Consider the following 19298-nt stretch of genomic DNA (forward strand, 5'->3'; position numbering starts at 1 on the left):
CGTGGACATCGACATGAGTGCCCTGCGCGGGCTGGTCACCGAGAAGGGCGTGCCGTTCGACCTGCTGGTCGAGTCGATCGAGTCGGCCCTCCTCATCGCGTACCACCGCACCGAGGGCTCGCGCCGCCGGGCGCGGGTGGAGCTGAACCGCAAGACCGGCCACGTGACGGTCTGGGCGCTGGAGGACGCCTCGGAGCTGGAGGAGGGCGTCGAGCCGAAGGAGTTCGACGACACCCCGTCGGGCTTCGGCCGGATCGCCGCGTCCACCGCCAAGCAGGTCATCCTGCAGCGGCTGCGGGACGCCGCGGACGACCAGACCTTCGGCGAGTACGCGGGCAAGGAGGGCGACATCGTCACCGGTGTCGTCCAGCAGGGCAACGACCCGAAGAGCGTGCTGGTCGACATCGGCAAGCTGGAGGCCATCCTGCCGCCGCAGGAGCAGGTCCCGGGCGAGGACTACCGGCACGGCACCCGGCTGAAGTGCTACGTGGTGGGCGTGCGGCGCGGGGTCCGCGGTCCGTCGGTGACGCTGTCGCGCACCCACCCGAACCTGGTGAAGCGGCTGTTCGCGCTGGAGGTCCCGGAGATCGCGGACGGCTCGGTGGAGATCGCCGCCATCGCCCGCGAGGCCGGCCACCGCACCAAGATCGCGGTCTGGTCGCGCCGCCAGGGCCTGAACGCCAAGGGCGCCTGCATCGGCCCGAACGGCATGCGGGTGCGCGGCGTGATGGCCGAGCTGCACGGCGAGAAGATCGACATCGTCGACTGGTCGGAGGACCCGGCCGAGATGGTCGCCGCCGCGCTGTCGCCCGCCCGGGTGACGAAGGTGGAGATCGTCGACCTGGCCCAGCGCTCCGCCCGGGTGATCGTCCCGGACTACCAGCTGTCGCTGGCGATCGGCAAGGAGGGGCAGAACGCCCGCCTGGCCGCCCGGCTGACCGGCTGGCGGATCGACATCCGTCCGGACACCGAGGCCCCCGCCGGGGAATCGGCAGCCCGCTAGCAACGTTGTCAGGTGCCTCCGGAGATCTACTCGGCGGCGGTGAGTCCCTTCGGAGGGGTAGACTTGAACGTGTCTGGCCGGACGCATGTCCGGGCATGCCCTGAACGCACCTGCGTGGGCTGCCGCAAGCGCGCGGCCAAGCACGAGCTGCTGCGTGTCGTGGCGGGCGAGGACGGATGCGTCCCCGATCCCCGCGGCACTCTGCCGGGCCGGGGCGCGTATCTGCACCCCGACCCGAACTGCCTCGACCTCGCGGTCCGCCGCCGGGCGTTCCCCCGGGCCCTTCGGGTCCAGGGCGCGCTCGACCCCGGCGCCCTGCGGGATCACCTCGGGGCGGGAGCAGGTCCGGCCGACCGGCAGTCGGCCCACTGACGGGCATCGCGCCCGGCAACACGCACCAGCGCACGGCACGCGGTCACGCCGCCGTGCGCCCCAGTCAGGTACCTCGCGAGATGGAAGTAGGTCGAGATTGCGATGAGCACTCGATGAGTACGCGATGAGTACGCCCATGAAGTAACGGCAGTCCGGCGGACGAATACCCCGGACGCATAGACAGGAGCGAAGTGGCTAAGGTCCGGGTATACGAACTCGCCAAGGAGCTCGGTTTGGAGAGCAAGGCCGTCATGGCCAAGCTCACCGAGCTGGGCGAGTTCGTGCGTTCGGCGTCCTCGACGATCGAGGCGCCGGTCGTGCGCAAGCTGACTGACGCTTTGGGAGCGACCCCGCCGTCCGGCGGCGCGTCCTCCGCGAAGCCGGGCCCGCGGAAGCCCGCGGCGCCCCAGCCGACCGGCGGCGCCGGTTCGGCCGCACCCAAGCCGGGTGCCCCCACCCCCGGCCCGCGTCCCACCGTGACGCCGGGCCCCGTCCGACCCCGCCCCCGCGCCCGCCGCGGGTCCGGCCGCGCCGAAGCCGGCCGGCCCGACCAGGTCCGCGCCCGGCGGCGCCCGCCCGCCGCTCCGGCGCCGGCGGAGTTCTCCTCCCGGCCCCGGCCGGTGAGGCTCCGGCGCGTCCGGCCGCCCGCGGCCGGCCCGGCCAACCCGCGGCCCGTCCGGGCCCGCGTCCGGCCGGTCCGCGTCCGGGCAACAACCCCTTCACCTCGGGCGGCGCGTCGGGCATGGCCCGTCCGTCCGCCCCGCGTCCGGGCGGTGCGCCGTCCGGTGAGCGCGGTCCCCGCCCCGGTGGCGAGCGCGGTCCCCGTCCGGCCGGTGCGCCGGGTGGCGAGCGCGGTCCCCGTCCCGGTGGCGAGCGCGGTCCCCGTCCCGGTGGCGCTCCGGGCGCCGGTGCGCCGCGTCCGGGCGGTGCCCCGGCCGGTGAGCGCGGTCCCCGTCCCGGTGGCGCCCCGCGTCCCGGTGGTCCGGGTGCCGGTGCCCCGCGTCCCGACGGCATGCCCCGTCCGGCCGCTCCGCGCCCCGGTGCGCCGAGCCCGTCCGGGATGCCCCGTCCGAACCCCGGCATGATGCCGCAGCGTCCGGGCCCGCGCCCGGGTCCGGGTGCCGGTGCGCGTCCGGGTGGCCCCGGTGCGCGTCCGGGTGCTCCGGGCGGTGCCCGTCCCGGCTTCCAGGGCCGTCCGGCCGGTCCGGGCTCGCGTCCGGCCGGCGGCGGCTTCGGCGGCCCCCGTCCGGGTGGCGGTGCCGGTGGCGGCGGCGGCTTCGGTGGCGGCGGTGCCCGTCCCGGCGGCTTCGGCGGTCGTCCCGGTGGCCCGGGTGCCCGTGGCGGCACGCAGGGCGCGTTCGGTCGCGGCCCCGGCGGCCGTCCGGCGCGCGGCCGGAAGTCGAAGCGCGCGAAGCGCCAGGAGTACGAGGCCATGCAGGCCCCGTCCGTCGGCGGCGTGATGCTGCCGCGCGGCAACGGCTCGACCGTTCGCCTCTCGCGCGGCGCTTCGCTGACGGACTTCGCGGAGAAGATCAACGCCAACCCGGCGGCGCTCGTCTCGGTGATGTTCAACCTCGGTGAGATGGTCACCGCCACCCAGTCGGTCTCCGACGCCACGCTGCAGCTGCTGGCCGACGAGATGGGCTTCGTGCTGGAGATCGTCAGCCGGGACGACGAGGACCGCGAGCTGCTCGAGTCCTTCGACATCGACTTCGGTGTCGACGAGGGCGACGAGGAGATGCTGGCCCCGCGTCCGCCGGTGGTCACCGTCATGGGTCACGTCGACCACGGCAAGACCCGACTGCTGGACGCGATCCGCAAGACCAACGTGGTCGCGGGCGAGGCCGGCGGCATCACCCAGCACATCGGTGCCTACCAGGTGGCGACCGAGGTGAACGGCGAGGAGCGCCGGATCACCTTCCTCGACACCCCGGGTCACGAGGCGTTCTCCGCCATGCGTGCCCGTGGTGCCAAGTCCACCGACATCGCGATCCTGGTGGTCGCGGCCAACGACGGCGTCATGCCGCAGACGGTCGAGGCGTTGAACCACGCCAAGGCCGCCGGCGTGCCGATCGTGGTCGCGGTCAACAAGATCGACGTCGAGGGCGCGGACCCGACCAAGGTCCGCGGCCAGCTCACCGAGTTCGGCCTGGTGGCCGAGGAGTACGGCGGCGACACCATGTTCGTCGACATCTCCGCCCGCCAGGGCCTCAACATCGAGGAGCTGCTGGAGGCCGTGGTCCTGACCGCGGACGCCTCCCTCGACCTGCGCGCCAACCCGGAGCAGGACGCCCAGGGCATCGCGATCGAGGCCCACCTGGACAAGGGCCGCGGCGCCATGGCGACGCTGCTCATCCAGCGCGGCACCCTGCGGGTCGGCGACTCGATCGTGGTCGGCGACTCCTACGGCCGCGTCCGCGCGATGCTGGACGAGAACGGCAACAGCCTCTCCGAGGCCGGCCCGTCCCGTCCCGTCATGCTGCTCGGTCTGACCTCGGTGCCCCGCGCCGGCGACAGCTTCATCGTCGTCGACGAGGACCGCACCGCGCGCCAGATCGCCGAGAAGCGCTCCGCCCGCGACCGCAACGCCTCGATGGCCCAGCGCCGCGTCCGCGTCTCGCTGGAGGGCTTCGAGGCCGCGCTGGCCGCCGGCAACATCGAGAAGCTCAACCTCATCATCAAGGGTGACGTCTCCGGTTCCGTCGAAGCCCTCGAGGACGCGCTCGTCAAGCTGGACGTGGGCGAAGAGGTCGAGCTGCGCATCCTGCACCGCGGTGTGGGTGCCATCACCGAGTCCGACGTGGACCTGGCGATGGGCTCGGACGCCATCATCATCGGCTTCAACGTGCGCGCCGAGGGGCGTGCCCGTACCGCGGCCGAGCGCGAGGGCGTCGACATCCGGTACTACTCGGTCATCTACCAGGCGATCGAGGAGATCGAGGCCGCGCTCAAGGGCCTGCTCAAGCCTGAGTACGAGGAGGTGCGCCTCGGCTCCGCGGAGATCCGCGAGGTGTTCCGCTCCTCCAAGTTCGGCAACATCGCCGGTGTGCTCGTCCGCGAGGGCATCATCCGCCGCAACACCAAGGCGCGCCTGCTGCGCGACGGCAAGGTCGTGGCGGAGAACCTCAACATCGAGGGCCTGCGCCGCTTCAAGGACGACGCGACCGAGGTCCGCGAGGGCTTCGAGGCCGGTGTCACCCTCGGTTCGTTCAACGACATCAAGGTCGAGGACGTCATCGAGACCTACGAGATGCGGGAGAAGCCGCGCTCGTAGCAGGTGCCTGACCGGGGCCGGTCGGCGGGTGCGTTAACCCGTCGACCGGCCCCGGCCGCGCTTGTTAGGGTCGGGGCCAGTCGGAACATCCTTCGAGGCCCCCAGACCGGCTCAGGTCTGTCCCCCATGTTCGTAGGAACACTCACCTTCGACCTGCTCCTCGGCGACGTGCACTCGCTCAAGGAGAAGCGCTCGATCGTGCGGCCCATCGTGGCCGAACTGCAGCGCAAGTACAGCGTGTGCGCCGCAGAGGTAGGCAACCAGGATCTGCACCGCAGGGCCGAGATCGGCTGCGCGGTGGTGTCCGGCGACGCCGGGTACGTCAGCGAGATCCTGGACAGCTGTGAGCGGCTCGTCGCCGGCCGCCCCGAGGTGGTGCTGCTCTCCGCACGGAGGCGGTACCACCACGACGACGACGAATGACCTGCGGGAGTCACCACCGTCACACCCGCACAGGACCGAGAGCGCCCACAAGGCTGGGCGCGGGCGGGTACGTTGGGGAGAGGGCCCCACCGGGTGAGGTCATGACCCGGGGTACGCGCCTACTGCACGAGGAGGCAACGTGACCGACACCGCTAGGGCGCGCAAGCTCGCCGACCGCATCCAGGTGGTCGTGGCGGAGACCCTGCAGCGCCGGATCAAGGACCCCCGCCTGGGGTACGTCACCATCACCGACGCCCGGGTCACCGGGGACCTGCGCGAGGCCACCGTCTTCTACACCGTCTACGGTGACGAGACCGAGCGCGAGTCCAGCGCGGCCGCGCTGGAGAGCGCCAAGGGCATCCTGCGCTCCGAGGTCGGCAAGCAGACCGGGGTCCGGTTCACGCCGACCCTGACCTTCGTCGCCGACGCCCTGCCGGACAACGCCCGGAACATCGACGACCTGCTGGACAAGGCGCGGCTCTCCGACGCCGCCGTCCGCACGGCCGCCGCCGGAGCCGCGTACGCCGGCGAGGCCGACCCCTACAAGGCGGCGCGCGACGACGACGAGGACGAGTGACCGTGGCCGGGGAGCCGGCCGAGTCCGGTGCCGCGGGGGCGGTCTCCACCATCGGGGTGGAGACCGCCCTCGCGGTGCTTCCGGGCCCGCGCAGCGCCTCGCCGTCCGCCTCCGGGGCGGAGGCGGACGGCGGCAGCGGCGGCCCGGGCCGGTTCGAGGAGGAGTGGCGGCGCGCCCTCGAACTGATCGCGGACAGCGACGAGATCGACCTGGTCTGCCACATCTGCCCGGACGGCGACGCGCTGGGCTCGGCGCTGGCCGCCGGGCTGGCGCTGCGCGGCCTGGGCAAGCGGGTGCGGGTGTCGTTCGGCGACGACCCGCAGGTCATCCCGGAGTCGCTGTCCTTCCTGCCCGGGCAGGAGCTGATCGTCCCCGCCGCCGCGGTGCCCGCCGCGCCCGCGCTGGTGCTGGCCTTCGACGCCGCCTCCGAGGAGCGGCTCGGCCTGCTGCGGGAGAAGGCGTTCGCGGCGGGCGCGCTGGTGGTCTTCGACCACCACGCCTCCAACCCCGGCTTCGGCACCGTCCGGCTGATCGACCCGGCCGCGCCCGCCACCGCCGTCCTGGTGGACGAGCTGCTGCGGCGGCTGCGGGTGCCGCTCGACCAGTCCCTGGCGACCTGCCTGTACACCGGCATCGCCACCGACACCGGCTCGTTCAAGTACCGGGCCACCACGCCCGCCACCCACGAGATGGCCGGGCGGATGCTGGCCACCGGCATCCGGCAGGACCTGATCTCCCGCCAGCTGTGGGACACCACCTCCTTCGGGTACCTCAAGGTGCTCGCCGGGGCGCTGGAGCGGGCCGCCTTCGAGCCCGAGGAGGCCGGCGGGCACGGGCTGGTGTGGACCTGGGTGCCGTACCAGGACCTGGCGCTGTTCGGCGTCACCGTGGAGGAGATCGAGGGCCTGATCGACGTGCTGCGCAAGCCCGCCGAGGCGGACGTCGCGCTGGTGCTCAAGCAGGACCCGGACGGCACGCTGCGCGGCTCCTGCCGCTCGCGCGGCGCGGTGGACGTCGCGGCGGTGTGCGCCCGGCTGGGCGGCGGCGGGCACGTGTACGCGGCCGGGTTCAGCGCGCGGGAGGCCGTGGACGCCGTGGTGGAGCGGTTCCGGGCGGCGCTGGCCGAGGTCGCGGCGGCGGCGGACTCCGCGGGGCCGGGCGCGCGCTAGGCTCGTGCGGTCCGGCGGTCGGGCCGCCGGAGCGGCCGCGCAGCGACGCGCGCGGGATCGCGAAACGATCGACGCGCGCAGGATCTCGAAATGATGATGAGCGATGAAGCGTAAAGGGACGGGCCCCGACGGGCTGGTCGTCGTCGACAAGCCGGAGGGCATCACCTCGCACGGCGTGGTCGCCAAGCTCCGCTGGCTGGCCGGGACGCGGAAGGTCGGGCACGCGGGCACCCTCGACCCGATGGCCACCGGCGTGCTGGTGATCGGCGTCGAGCGGGCCACCCGGCTGCTCGGGCACCTGATGCTCACCGCCAAGACCTACGAGGCCACCATCCGGCTCGGGCAGACCACGGTCACCGACGACCGGGAGGGCGAGGTCACCGCCTCCGTCCCGGCCGACGGCGTGGCCCGCGAGGCCGTCGACGCCGGGATCGCCGCACTCACCGGCGAGATCATGCAGGTGCCGTCGAAGGTCAGCGCGATCAAGATCGACGGGAAGCGCTCGTACGCCCGGGTCCGCGAGGGCGAGGACTTCGAGCTGGCCGCCCGGCCCACCACGGTGCACGCGTTCACGGTGCACGAGGTGCGCCCGGCCGTCGCCGAGGACGGCACGCCGGTGCTCGACCTGGACGTCACCGTGGAGTGCTCCTCCGGGACGTACATCCGGGCGCTGGCCCGGGACCTGGGCGCGGCGCTCGGCGTCGGCGGGCACCTGACCGCGCTGCGGCGCACCAGGGTCGGGCCGTACGCGGTGGAGTCCGCGCGCACCCTGGAGCAGCTGGAGGAGAAGCTGGAGGTGCTGCCGATCGCCGAGGCCGCGGCGGCCGCCTTCCCGCGCTGGGACGTGGACGCCGAACAGGCCCGGCTGCTCTCCAACGGCGTCCGGCTGGACGCGCCCGGGCTGGGCGCGGACGGGCCGGTCGCGGTCTTCGACCCGGACGGGCGGTTCCTGGCGCTGATCGAGGAGCGCGGCGGCAAGGCCAAGCCGGTGGCGGTGTTCGTCGGCTGAGGGCCCAGGGCCGGGGGTCAGGGGCCGAGGGCCGGGGCCGCCGGCGGCTCAGCGCAGCGCCAGGTGCCAGTCGGTGCTGCGCAGGAAGCGGCCCGAGCGCTGCGGGTACTCGAAGTCGCACGGGCCGCCGTCGGTGAAGCCCAGGCGCGCGCACAGCGCGTTGGAGGGGGCGTTGTCGACGGCGGGGAAGGCGTGCAGCGTGCCGGGGGCGGCGGGGTCGGCGGCCACCAGGGCGCGCAGCTCGGCCAGCAGCGCCCGGCCGGCCGCCAGGGCGACGCCGCGGCCCTGGAACTCCGGCAGCACGTTCCAGCCGCTCTCGTGCACCTCGGCGCTCCGCCACTCGCGCCGGTGGCGGGCGATCGAGCCGGCCTCCGCGCCGTCGACCAGCACCGCGTGCACCACGCCGCCCAGGGCCGGGAGCGCGAGGTAGCGGCGGTGGCGCAGGAGCAGCTGCTCCTCGGTCTCCGGGCCGCCGACGTGCCGGCGCATCGCCGGGGTGTTGATCCGGCGCAGCAGGCCGAGGCGGGAGTCGGACCAGGGTTCCAGGCGGACGTCCATGCCGGGCAGGGTGGCCCGGGGCGGCGGGGCGGCGCCAGCGGTTTTCCGGCGCGGGGCGCTCAGCGGGGGCCGGGCGGCTCCGGGCAGGCGGGCCGGGCCGGCGGGGCGAGCGGGGCGTCGCCGGGGGCGGGGGCGAGGCCGCGCAGCAGGTGGTCGAGGACGTCGTCGAGGACCTGGCCGAGGGCCGGGCCGGTGAGGACGCCGGCGGCGGCGCGGGCGGCGACGCCGTGGACGGCGGTGAAGAGCACCTCGAAGACGCGCTCCGGGCTGCCCGGGCGGACCAGCCCGGCGCGCTGGCCGCGGGCGATGACCTCGTACGCCTCGGACTCCAACGGCTGCCAGGCGGTGCGCAGTTCGTCGGTGACGCCGGGGGCGTGCTTGCGGATGAAGGTCAGTTCGAGCATGGCCGGGCGCTCGGCGGCGAAGTCCGTGTAGGCGCGGGCGAAGGCGCGGATCCGGGCGTCGAAGCCGGGGCCGGCCTCGGCCAGCCGGGCCCGGGCGGCGGCGGAGATCCGCTGGATGCCGGTCAGCGCGAGGGCGTCGAGCAGGGCCTGCTTGTCGCGGAAGTGGCGGCTGGGCGCGGCGTGGCTGACGTCCAGGGCGCGGGCGAGTTCGCGCAGCGAGAGGGCGTCCGGGCCGTGTTCCTGGAGGGCCTTCTCGGCCTGGGCCAGCAGTGCGGCGCGGAGGTCCCCGTGGTGGTAGCGGCCCGTTCGCATGGGGTCATGATAGGCGGATGTAGCCATTGACCACTTTGTAGTCGGCGACTACATTCGGTCCCGTCGCCGCCGATCCCGGGCGGCCCGCCCGTCAGGAGCCAGTGATGGACCACGCCCGCCGCACCGCCGTGATCACCGGCGCCTCCACCGGGATAGGCGCCGCCTTCGCCCGCGAACTCGCCGCCCGCGGCGCGCACCCGGTCCTGGTCGCCCGCAGCGGGGACCGGCTGGCCGCGCTCGCCGCCGAACTCACCGCCGCGCACGGCGTCCCGGCCCTCGCCCTGCCCCTGGACCTCACCGCGCCCGGCGCCGCCGCCCGGCTCGAACGCTCGCTCGCCGAACGGGGGCTGGAGACCGACCTGCTGGTCAACAACGCGGGCTTCGGCACGCACGGCCCGCTCGGCGCCGCCGACCCCGAGCGGATCGCCGACCAGGTGCGGCTCAACTGCCTCGCCCTGACCGAACTGACCACCCGGCTGCTGCCCGGCATGCTCGCCCGCCGCCGCGGCGCCGTGGTCAACCTCGCCAGCACCGCCGCCTACCAGCCGCTGCCCGGCATGGCGGTCTACGGGGCCAGCAAGGCGTACGTGCTCTCCTTCACCGAGGCGCTCGCCCACGAACTGCGGGGCACCGGCGTGCGGGCGCTGGCGGTCTGCCCCGGCGCCACCGACACCCCGTTCTTCTCGGTGCTGGGCGGCGAGGTCACCGGCCCCGGCGGCAAGCGCACCCCCGAACAGGTGGTGGACACCGCGCTGCGCGCCCTCGCCCGCGGCCGGGCCAGCCGGGTCGACGGCCTGCTCAACCGGCTCACCGCGGCCTCCCCCCGGCTGCTGCCGCGCCGCGCGGTGCCCGCCGTCGCCGCCCGCTTCACCCAAGTGCGCGAAATGGGCTGACAGTTGGGGCCGTACGCCCCGAGCGGTACCGGCGGACGGGGGCGGGCCGGGTGGTCCGGCCCGGGGTGCGCGCCGGACAGCCCGGCAGGGGGCGCGCGGAGTGAAACGGTGTGGTGAGAGGGGCGTACGGGGTGCCGTGTGACGGGTGGGGGGCAGGCTGACCGCGGCGTGTACGGCGGCCGTACCCCGGTCCCGCGCGGGGCCGGACGCGGCCCGGCGGGAGGACTGGCGGGATGGGCGAGGGTGCGGACGCCGGCTTCGCGGGGGATCCGGCACAGGCGCTGCTGCGGATCAGGGACCAGCAGGGCCGGCTGTGCGGCCTCGGCTTCGTCGCCGACCGCAGCGGCACGGTGGTCACCGCGCACGAGGCGGTGGCCGGACTGCCCCGGCTGGTGCTGCACACCCCCGGCGGGCAGAGCCGGGTGCTCGGCCCCGAGAGCGTCGACCTGCTGCCCGACCGCGGCCTGGCCCTGCTGCGCACCGCCGCCGTCGGCGGCGTGCCGGCCCCGCCCTGCCGATCGGGCGCGGCCCGGTCACCGGCCCCGTCGCCGTGCCGCACCAGCGCTGGGAGGACGGCGCGCCCGCCCTGGCCCGGGGCGGCCCGCTCGGCCGGGAGAGCGGCCGCTGCGGCGACGGCGCCCTGGTGCGCACCGTCCCCGGCGTCCTGCTGCTCGACCTGGCGGCGACCCCGCTCGCCGGGGCGCCCGTCCTCGACCCGGAGACCGGCGCGGTGCTCGCCGTGATCGCCCCCCGGGTGCGCGCCGTCCCCGGCCCCGGCACGGCCGCCGTCCCGCTCGCCGCCGACACCGCGCCCGACGCGGACACCCGCTCGGCCGGCTGCTGGCCCGCAACGCCGCCGACGCCCCCGCGTACGGGCGGGCGCTCAACCTCGGCGGGGCGCTGCGGCTGGCCCGGGCCCAGTTGGAGGGCGCCGCCGCCGGACCCGGCCGGATCGCCGACCTCGCCGCCGACCGGGTCGACCGCCCCGACGGCCTCAGCGGCGAGGAGCCGCAGGACGTGCTCACCGTGCTGCTCGGCGGCAGCGGCAGCGGCCGCACCACCGAACTCGCCGCGCTCGCCGTCCGCCGCGCGGGCGCCGCCCGGCCGCTGCCCACCCTGTGGCTGCGCGGCGCCGACCTCGCCCCCGGCGACCGCACCCTGGGCGACCCGCTGCGCCGCCGACTCGCCGCCGCCGCCCGGGAGTCGGGCCTGCCCGAGGTCGAACCGGGCGAGCTCGCCGCCCTGTGCGCCGACGCCGGACGGCCGCTGCTGGTGGTGCTCGACGGGCCCGAGGAGGCCCCGCTCGCGCTGTCCGCGCGCTGGCTGACCGCCGGGCTGGAATGGCTGCGCACCCACCGGGCCAGGGCCCTGGTCGCCTGCCGCCCCGACGGCTGGGACCAGCTCGGCCCCTGGCGCTCCGCCGCCCGCGCGCTGTGGCTCGGCCCGCTCACCGACGACGCCGCGGCCCGGGCCGGGCGGCGCTACGGGCTGCCAGGGCGTTCCTCGGCCCGGCCGAGCGCGGCCACCCGCTCGCCCTGCGGCTGGCCGGCGAACTGCGCGGCGCGGGCGTGCACGGCCCGGTCGGCAGCCGGGCCGAACTCTTCGACGGCTGGCTCGACCTGGCCTGCCTCACCGTCGCCCGCCGGGTCGCCCCACCCGGGCGGCCCGCGCCGGCACCGCCGCGGCGGGCCGGCCGCGCCCGGCGAGGACGCCCGGCAGGTGCGCCGGCTGGCCGCCGTCGCGGCCGGGCGGCTGCACGAGGCCGCGCGGCTGATGCTCGGCGCGGGGGACGGGGCGCTGCCCGCCGAGGAGTTCGCGCGGCTGTTCCCGGAGGCGGGCGGGTGGGCCCGGGCCGTCCGGGAGGAACGGCTGCTGGTGCCGGCGGGCGCGGGGTACCGGGCCGGGCACGAGGAGTGGGGGGAGTGGCTGCAGAGCCTGCACCTGGACCTGGACGCGGCGCTGCGGCTGGTGCTGGAGGAGGGGCGGAGCCGGACGCGGGGGAGGCCGGGCCCGGCGGAGCGCCGCGCACCCCGCGGACGGCGGCGGCCCCGGCCCGCTCCCGGGCCGCTGCCGCTGCCCGGCCTGCCACGGCCCTCGCCGAGACCCCCGTAGAGGCCCCCGCCGAGACCCCCGTCGAGGCCCTCGACGGGACCGGCGCCGGTGCCGGGGTCGGGCGGTGCCGGGTCGGGGTGGTGACGGGGGCGCTGCGGCGGGCCGGGGAGGCGCGCGGGGCGGCGGCGCTGGACGGGTGGCTGCGGCGGGCCCTGGCGGCGCTGGAGCGCTCCGAGCGCGGCGGGGAGGCCGACTGGTGGGCCGGCCGGCTGCTGGCGGCGGGCCTGGCGGGGAGCCCGGAGCCGTCCGCGCACCGGGAGTTGCTGGAGCGGCTGGCCGAACGGGCCGGGCGGGACGAGCGGTTCGGCGCGGCGTTCTGGGCCGGCCTGCCGCTGCCGGTGGCCGAACGGGTCGCGCTGCTGGGCGGGTTGGCGCACGGCCCGGGCCGCCGGGAGGTGGTCCGGGCGGCGGCGGCCGAGCTGTTGGCCGCCGACCCGCACGGGGTGCTGCCGCTGCTGTGCGCCTGGTACGGCCGGACCGCCGGGGACGAGGGGGGCGCCGCCGAGCTGGCCGACGAACTGCTGTACGAGCACCGGACGCTGGCGCTGGACGAGCTGACGGAGGCCCTGGTCGCCGCCGCCCACCCGCGGGCGGACGCGCTGCTGGGCCGGCTGGCCGAGCGGGAGCCCTCCGCGCTGTGCCGGGCGGTCGACCGGTGGAGCCACGACCCGCGCCCCGAGCGGCACGTCGCGGCGGCCGTGCACGCGCTGCGCACCGCCCCGCACGCGGGCGGCTCCGGCGCCCGGCTGCTGCGGCTGGCGGCCCGGACGCTGCTGGCCCGGGAGGACGAACCGGCCCTGCACGGCGCGGCGCTGGCGCTGCTGGTGCGCGATCCGCAGGGCCGGGCCGAGCACCTGGCGGCCGCGCTGGCCGCGTACCGGGCGGGCGACCCGTTCCTGACCGCCGAGGTGCTGTCCGGGCTGCTGGCCGAGCACCCGGCCCAGGTGCTGGCGGCGGTGCGCGAGCGGCTGCGGGCGCCGGACGCCCGGCCGGAGGAGGAGCTGCGGGTGCTGGAGGCCGCCGCCGACCCGGCGACGGCCCGCTCCGGGCTGCTGCTCGCCGCCGAGCTGCTGCCCGGCGGCCCCGAGCGGGCCGGGGAGGTCGCCCGGCACCTGGACCGGCTGCTGGACGCCGGGCGGGACGGCCGGCCGCTGCTGGACGCGGTGCTGGCCGCCGGGCCGCCGGTGCGGGCCGTCTTCGTGCCGGTGCTGGCCGCGCCCGGCGGCGGCCGGGAGGAGCTGCTGGACGCCCTGCTGGCCGCCGAGCGGGACGCCGGGGTGCTGGCCGCGGTGGTGGAGGCGCTGGCCGCCCGGCACGCCGGGCACCCCGGGCGGCGGGTGCGCGGGCTGCTGTGCCTGGTCGCCGAGCGGTGGCCGGGCGCGGACGCCGCCCTGGTGCGCTGTGCGGGCCGCTGGGCGGGTTTCGCCCGGCTGCTGGCGTCCTGGCCCGAGGAGGGCCCGCCGCCGCCCCAGGGGCCCCGGCTGGCCCTGATGCGGGCCCTCGCCGCGTCCGGCCGGGACCCGCAGTACGCCGCGGCCGAGGCCGAGCGGCGGGTCGACCGTCCCGGCGGCCGTCTGACCGGTCACACCAAGGGCCTTCCGGTACCTGGGCAGGGCCGGTCGCATGGCACGCTATAGGGGTTCGGTTTCGGTCTTTCGAGTGCACGGGTTGTGCACACCGTAGGAACAAGGAGCGGTCAGGTGCAGCGCTGGCACGGCCTGGAGGAGATCCCCGGGGACTGGGGGCGCAGCGTCGTCACCATCGGATCGTTCGACGGGGTCCACCGCGGACACCAGTTGATCATCAACCGGGTGGTGGAACTGGCCGGCGAGCTGGGGGCGAAGTCGGTGGTGGTCACCTTCGACCCGCACCCCAGCGAGGTGGTCCGCCCCGGTACCCACCCGCCGCTGCTCGCCCCGCAGCCGCGCCGGGCCGAACTGGTCGAGCAGCTGGGCGTGGACGCCGTCCTGGTGCTGCCGTTCACCGCCGAGTTCTCGCAGGAGTCCCCGGAGTACTTCGTCCGCTCGGTGCTGGTCGACGCGCTGCACGCCAAGGCGGTCGTCGAGGGCCCCAACTTCCGCTTCGGGCACCGCGCGGCGGGCAACGTCGAGCTGCTGGCCGAGCTCGGCCGGGCCGCCGACTTCACCGTCGAGGTGGTCGACCTCCAGGTGCGCGGCACCGCGGGCGACGGCGAGCCGTTCTCCTCCAGCCTGTGCCGCCGCCTGGTCGCGGCCGGCGACATGGCCGGCGTCGCCGAGATCCTCGGCCGCCCGCACCGGGTCGAGGGCGAGGTCGTCCGCGGCGCCCAGCGCGGCCGCGAACTCGGCTACCCCACCGCCAACGTGGACACCGTCGCGCACTCGGCGGTCCCCGCCGACGGCGTGTACGCGGGCTGGCTGACCGCCGACGGCGAGACCATGCCCGCCGCCATCTCGGTCGGCACCAACCCGACCTTCGACGGCACCGCCCGCACCGTCGAGGCGTACGCCATCGACCGGGTCGGCCTCGACCTGTACGGGCAGCACGTCGCCGTGGACTTCCTGGCCTGGCTGCGCGGCATGGAGAAGTTCGACTCCGTCGACGCCCTGCTGGAGCGGATGGCCGAGGACGTCAAGCGCGCCCGGGACCTCACCGAGCGCCCCTGACCCCGGGCGGGCGCGAGGAGCCCCCGCGGAGCACTGCTCCGCGGGGGCTCCGGTCGTCCGCGCGCCCGGCTCAGCCCTGGTGGGGCGGCGGGTAGCCGTACCCCGGGGGCGGCGCCTCGTGCGGCGGCGGGTAGCCGTAGCCGGGCTGCGGGGCCTGCGGCGGGTACGGCTGCTGGCCCTGCTGCGGGTAGCCGGGCTGCGGCGGCTGCTGCCAGGGCTGGCCCTGCTGCGGGTAGCCGCCCTGATGCGGGTACGGCTGCTGCGGGTACGGCTGCTGTTGCTGCTGCGGGTAGCCGCCCTGCTGCGGGTACTGCTGCTGTTGCTGCTGGCCCTGCCAGCCGGCCTGCTGCTGGGAGCGGGCGATGTCCTCGCCGACCAGCGTCGCCAGCTCGAAGTAGGCCTCGCGGACCTTCGGCCGCATCATCTGCAGGTTGACCTCGGCGCCGGCCGCCAGGCTCTCGTCGAACGGCACCACCACGACGCCGCGGCAGCGGGTCTGGAAGTGCGCCACGATGTCCTCGACCTTGATCATCTTGCTGGTCTCGCGCACCCCGGAGACCACCGTGATCGACCGCTGCACCAGGTCCGCGTAGCCGTGCGCGGACAGCCAGTCCAGGGTGGTCGAGGCGCTGGACGCGCCGTCCACGCTGGGCGTGGCCACCACGATCAGCTGGTCCGCGAGGTCCAGCACGCCGCGCATCGCCGAGTACAGCAGACCGGTGCCGGAGTCGGTCAGGATGATCGGGTAGTGCTGCCCGAGCGCCTGGATGACCTGGCGGTAGTCCGAGTCGTCGAAGGTGGTGGAGACCGCCGGGTCCACGTCGTTGGCGACGATCTCCAGGCCCGAGTTCGGGTCCTGCGAGGTGTACTGGCGGATGTCCATGTAGCTGCGGATGTTCGGGATCGCCGTCACCAGGTCGCGGATGGTCGCCCCGGTCTGCCGCTTGATGCGGCGGCCCAGGGTGCCCGCGTCCGGGTTGGCGTCGATCGCGATGACCTTGTCCTGCCGCTCGCTGGCCAGCATCGCGCCCAGCGAGGTGGTGGTCGTGGTCTTGCCGACACCGCCCTTGAGGCTGATCACCGCGATCCGGTAGCAGGTCATCACCGGGTGCCGGATCAGCTCCAGCTTCTGCTGCCGGCCGGCCTGCGCCGACTTGCCGCCGAACTGGAACCTCGACTGCTTCTGCACCTTCGGCTGGCCGCGCAGCAGCCGGTCCGAGGACAGCTCCACCGCGGCCGTGTAGCCGAGCGCCGCACCGTGCGCGGAGGGCTGCCCCGCCGCCTGCTGGAACTGCGCCGGGGCCTGCGGCGCACCGCCGACGCCGTGCTGCTGCGGGGGCTGCGGCGCGTACTGCTGCGGCGGCTGCTGCTGCCCGGGCTGCGGCCAGCCGCCCGCCCGCGGGTCGACCGGCTGCTGCTGGTTCGGCCACTGCTGCTGCGGCTGCTGGCCCTGCGGCGGGTACGGCTGCGGGGGCTGGCCCTGCTGCGGGTACGGCTGGTTCGGCCACTGCTGCGGCGGCTGGGCCTGCTGCGGGGCCTGCGGCTGCTGGGCGTCGGGCTGGGCCGGGTACGGCTGCTGGCCCTGCGGCGGGTACGGCTGCTGCTGCACCGGCGGCTGGGGGGCCGGCGGCTGCTGGACGGCCTGCGGCTGGACGGGCGGCTGGGGAGCCTGCTGCTCGGCCACCGGCGGCTGCGGCGCGGGCGGCTGGGGAGCGGGCTGCTCGGCCACCGGCGGCGGCCCGGGCACCTGCTGCTGGGCCGGCGGCTGCTGGGCGACCGGCGGCTGCGGCGCGGGCACCTGCTGCTGGAGCGGTGGCGACGCCTGCTGCTGCCCCGGCGGCGGCTGCACCTGCGGCGGCTGGGCCTGCTGCTGGACGGGCGGCTGCGGCGGCGGCGCCGCTACCGGAGCGCCCGGTGCGGCGCTCTGGGTGTACCAGGACGGGGCGCTGTAGTCCGGGGCGTCGGACCAGTCATCGTCGTCCTCGGCCGCGTTGTCGCCGACGTAGACGCCGTCCCGATCGCTGCTCACTGGGGCTCCCTCGTTCTCGCCGAAGCTGCTTCGGCGCTTGCCGTCGGGCAACAAGACTAGGCCGTGCAGGTGCCCGCGCTGAAGGCGGTGCCCGACCTGACGGCGGATCCGGCGGACCCGGGCGGCCCGGCCGACCGGGCCCGCCCCGGCGGGCCCGGGGCCCGTCCCGGGCGCGCCGACCGGCCGGGGAGCGCTCAGTCCATCCGGCGGGGGCCGCCCAGCACCTGGGTCTCGGCGTCGCCCTGGTTGGTCATCACGTACTGGCGCCGCATCCGGGTCGCCCACAGCGTCACGTTGTCCGGCAGCGTCGGCAGCGCGCTGACGTCGCCGGGGGCCAGCGACAGCAGCCGGCCCAGCAGGTCGGCCTCCTGCGGCGAGACCCGCTGCAGGCCGACCAGGTCGGCCGCGTTGATCACCCGGCCGGCGTTCGGGCCCAGGTAGGGCAGCACCGTCAGGGTGGTCTGCCAGGGCGTCGCCGACAGCCGGCTGCGGTTGGGCCGGGCGCCCAGGTCCCGGACCACCAGAACGGGGGACGCCACCGACGCGCCCTGCGCGCCCAGCCGGCCCACCTGGTGGACCGTCACGCACGGCTGCCCGCCGCCCGCGGCCTGCGCCATCGGCGCCCACGCCTGCGGACGGCCGGTCTCCACCGCGATCCGGGCGCCGGTCGCGGCCGCGCGCAGCGCGATCAGCTGCGCCGTCCACATGCCGCCGACCAGCACCACCTCGAACGCCGACGGGCGGAACAGGCCGATCACCGCGGGCTGCTGCTGGTGGTCCAGGCCGATCACCACGCCGTCGTCGCCGACCGGGAAGGCCAGCGCCGACAGGTCCTCGACCGTCAGCACGTGCTTCTCCCGGCGCGGGCCGCGCAGGCCGAACCCGGGACGCACCCGCACCGGGCGCTGCTCGACCGGCTGCGGGGCCTGGCCGGAGTAGGTCTGGTAGGCCATCAGGACGTCCCTCCCAGGGGCAGCGTGGCGAGCAGGCCCGGGGCGTGCTCCAGGTCGAGGCGGGTCAGCGCGGCACCGTTGTGCTGCGCCCGGGACTCCACCTGGCGGCCCATCTGGACGAGCCTGGCCTCGTTGTGCTCGGTCAGCCGCAGGTGGCCGCTGAGCGCCACCGAGCCGCCCAGCGCGCGGGTCGCGGTGACCGAGAAGGTCGAGGCGAACGCGGGGGTGCCGGTCAGCTGGTTGACCAGGTCCGGGGCGGCCACCCGGCCGCCGCCCATGCCGGGGCGGGACAGCACCGGCCACTTGGAGATCCAGTACGTGGCGTGCCAGCGGTCGTCGATCCGGCAGTACTTCGCCGACTCCTGGGCGCGGCGCACGCCGACCCCGCCGCCGCCGGAGCCCTGCCGGCCCGCCACCGCCACCGGGTTGGCGCACACCGAGATGGCCAGCGCGGCGATCAGCTCGCGCTCGTCCAGCACGGTGGCGGTGAACCCGGCGCTGTTGAGTCGGCCGGCCAGCTGGTCGGTGACCCGCTGCAGGGTCTTGCGGGCGCCCTCCTCGCCGCCGCCGCGGGCCAGCACGGCGGTGGCCGCGCGCTCCGGGTCGAGCTTGAGCGCGACCCAGGTCAGCCGCAGCGCCGGGGTGTCCACCCCGCCGGGGGTCTGCTGGTAGGCGCGGGCGGCCAGCGAGTGCTCCGGCAGGTGCGGCGCGGGCGCGGGCTGGGTGTGCTGGACCAACTGCACCGACTCCAGGCCGATGTCGTCGACCTGGAGGACCGAGCAGATCAGGTCCAGCGGGACGGCGGAGGCGGCCCGGCCCGGGCGCAGCGGCTGGTCCTTGGACTGCACCAGCAGCACCGAGGTGAAGAAGGTGCCGTCGCCGACCATGCCGGTCTCGCGGCGCAGCGGCCGGCCGTCGCCGAGGTCGGTCTCGATCGCGTGGGTGCAGGTCTTGAGCGCCGGGTCGAGCTCCATCACGGGCGCGATGGCCGGGTCGGTGCCGGGCGGCGGGACGTTGTACTTCGCCTCCCGGCGGCGGGAGTTGTACGCCGAGCGGACGCCCATCGCCTCGCCGGTGGTGCGGCCGCCGAGCCGCAGCAGCGCCACCACGACCAGGACCAGCGCGGGCACCGCGAAGACGGCCGCCATCATCGTGTCGATCGACCAGCCGACCGCCACCAGGGCGGCGGCGACCTCCAGTTGGACGATCTGCTTGAGCTCCAGGCGGCGGCTCAGCAGCCCGGGCCTGGGCAGCAGCCGCAGGCCCACCGGGCCGATCGCCGACGGCGCCGACGGCGCGCTGCGGGCCCGGCGTCCGCCCGGGGCGTCCGGCCCCCGGCCGTGCGAGGTGGAGCGGCGTCGTGCTGGAGCGGACTGGCTTGGCATCCCCCGAATTGCCCTCTCTGCTTCAGATGTCCCGTCAGATCCCCCTGCGGGCCCGGCGACGTGCGTGCGGGCGGGGGCCGGGTCGGCGGCCCGGATGGCGGACCGTCGGAGCCTACCCGTTACCGTACTCACCGTCTGCTGCCGCATCGTAGAGGGGCCGCCGAGCGGGTCGCCCTCCGG

Annotated in this window: 16 protein-coding genes and 1 pseudogene; 12 read left to right on the forward strand and 5 right to left on the reverse strand. The window is 76.3% G+C overall.

What is annotated here, in order from left to right; all coding sequences use genetic code 11:
* The first annotated feature begins 1 nt into the window (after position 1).
* From nusA to truB, 7 genes and pseudogenes are all read left to right on the forward strand, one after another.
* Positions 2-1003 carry a transcription termination factor NusA gene (nusA, locus tag HUT16_RS24525; protein ID WP_176190224.1) on the forward strand — a complete coding sequence of 334 codons (1002 nt, stop codon included), beginning with the start codon at positions 2-4 and terminating at the stop codon, positions 1001-1003.
* A 69-nt stretch (positions 1004-1072) separates the two neighbouring features.
* Positions 1073-1375, forward strand: coding sequence for a YlxR family protein (locus HUT16_RS24530; RefSeq protein WP_176192853.1), 303 nt, complete (start codon positions 1073-1075; stop codon positions 1373-1375).
* A 191-nt stretch (positions 1376-1566) separates the two neighbouring features.
* Positions 1567-4649: pseudogene (infB, locus tag HUT16_RS24535) on the forward strand (translation initiation factor IF-2).
* A gap of 126 nt (positions 4650-4775) precedes the next feature.
* On the forward strand, positions 4776-5072 hold the full coding sequence (locus HUT16_RS24540) for a DUF503 domain-containing protein (RefSeq protein ID WP_176190225.1): 297 nt from the start codon (positions 4776-4778) through the stop codon (positions 5070-5072).
* A 139-nt stretch (positions 5073-5211) separates the two neighbouring features.
* Positions 5212-5649: a 30S ribosome-binding factor RbfA gene (gene rbfA, locus HUT16_RS24545; RefSeq protein ID WP_176190226.1), complete on the forward strand. Its 438-nt coding sequence runs from the start codon at positions 5212-5214 to the stop codon at positions 5647-5649.
* Positions 5650-5651: 2 nt separating this feature from the next.
* Positions 5652-6818, forward strand: coding sequence for a bifunctional oligoribonuclease/PAP phosphatase NrnA (locus HUT16_RS24550; protein WP_303392097.1), 1167 nt, complete (start codon positions 5652-5654; stop codon positions 6816-6818).
* A gap of 103 nt (positions 6819-6921) precedes the next feature.
* On the forward strand, positions 6922-7827 hold the full coding sequence (truB, locus tag HUT16_RS24555; RefSeq protein WP_176190228.1) for a tRNA pseudouridine(55) synthase TruB: 906 nt from the start codon (positions 6922-6924) through the stop codon (positions 7825-7827).
* A gap of 48 nt (positions 7828-7875) precedes the next feature.
* On the opposite strand, the gene HUT16_RS24560 is transcribed toward truB, so the two are convergent.
* Both HUT16_RS24560 and HUT16_RS24565 read right to left on the reverse strand, forming a co-directional pair.
* On the reverse strand, positions 7876-8385 hold the full coding sequence (locus tag HUT16_RS24560; RefSeq protein ID WP_176190229.1) for a GNAT family N-acetyltransferase: 510 nt from the start codon (positions 8383-8385) through the stop codon (positions 7876-7878).
* A 59-nt stretch (positions 8386-8444) separates the two neighbouring features.
* Positions 8445-9101: a TetR/AcrR family transcriptional regulator gene (locus HUT16_RS24565; protein WP_176190230.1), complete on the reverse strand. Its 657-nt coding sequence runs from the start codon at positions 9099-9101 to the stop codon at positions 8445-8447.
* 104 nt (positions 9102-9205) lie between these two features.
* Between HUT16_RS24565 and HUT16_RS24570 the strand changes: the two genes are divergently transcribed.
* The 5 genes from HUT16_RS24570 (at position 9206) to HUT16_RS24590 (ending at position 14751) form a co-directional block, all read left to right on the forward strand.
* A complete protein-coding gene (locus tag HUT16_RS24570) occupies positions 9206-9994 on the forward strand; it encodes an SDR family oxidoreductase (protein ID WP_176190231.1) in 789 nt (262 codons plus the stop codon).
* Positions 9995-10227: 233 nt separating this feature from the next.
* Positions 10228-10737: a hypothetical protein gene (locus tag HUT16_RS24575; protein ID WP_176190232.1), complete on the forward strand. Its 510-nt coding sequence runs from the start codon at positions 10228-10230 to the stop codon at positions 10735-10737.
* 178 nt (positions 10738-10915) lie between these two features.
* Positions 10916-12106: a hypothetical protein gene (locus tag HUT16_RS24580; protein ID WP_176190233.1), complete on the forward strand. Its 1191-nt coding sequence runs from the start codon at positions 10916-10918 to the stop codon at positions 12104-12106.
* 80 nt (positions 12107-12186) lie between these two features.
* Positions 12187-13743 carry a hypothetical protein gene (locus HUT16_RS24585; protein WP_176190234.1) on the forward strand — a complete coding sequence of 519 codons (1557 nt, stop codon included), beginning with the start codon at positions 12187-12189 and terminating at the stop codon, positions 13741-13743.
* A 63-nt stretch (positions 13744-13806) separates the two neighbouring features.
* A complete protein-coding gene (locus HUT16_RS24590) occupies positions 13807-14751 on the forward strand; it encodes a bifunctional riboflavin kinase/FAD synthetase (protein ID WP_176190235.1) in 945 nt (314 codons plus the stop codon).
* A gap of 70 nt (positions 14752-14821) precedes the next feature.
* Here HUT16_RS24590 and HUT16_RS24595 read toward each other — a convergent pair whose 3' ends face one another.
* The 3 genes from HUT16_RS24595 to eccE all read right to left on the reverse strand — a co-directional run bounded on the left by HUT16_RS24595 (position 14822) and on the right by eccE (position 19118).
* Positions 14822-16780, reverse strand: coding sequence for a MinD/ParA family protein (locus HUT16_RS24595; RefSeq protein WP_176190236.1), 1959 nt, complete (start codon positions 16778-16780; stop codon positions 14822-14824).
* A 194-nt stretch (positions 16781-16974) separates the two neighbouring features.
* Entirely contained in the window at positions 16975-17733 is a 759-nt protein-coding gene (locus HUT16_RS24600; protein ID WP_176190237.1) for a hypothetical protein, read from the reverse strand.
* A complete protein-coding gene (eccE, locus tag HUT16_RS24605; RefSeq protein WP_176190238.1) occupies positions 17733-19118 on the reverse strand; it encodes a type VII secretion protein EccE in 1386 nt (461 codons plus the stop codon). Before eccE ends, HUT16_RS24600 begins: the two co-directional genes overlap by 1 nt.
* Between the last annotated feature and the right edge of the window lie 180 nt (positions 19119-19298).

The organism is Kitasatospora sp. NA04385, from assembly GCF_013364235.1.
Taxonomy (GTDB): Bacteria; Actinomycetota; Actinomycetes; order Streptomycetales; family Streptomycetaceae; genus Kitasatospora.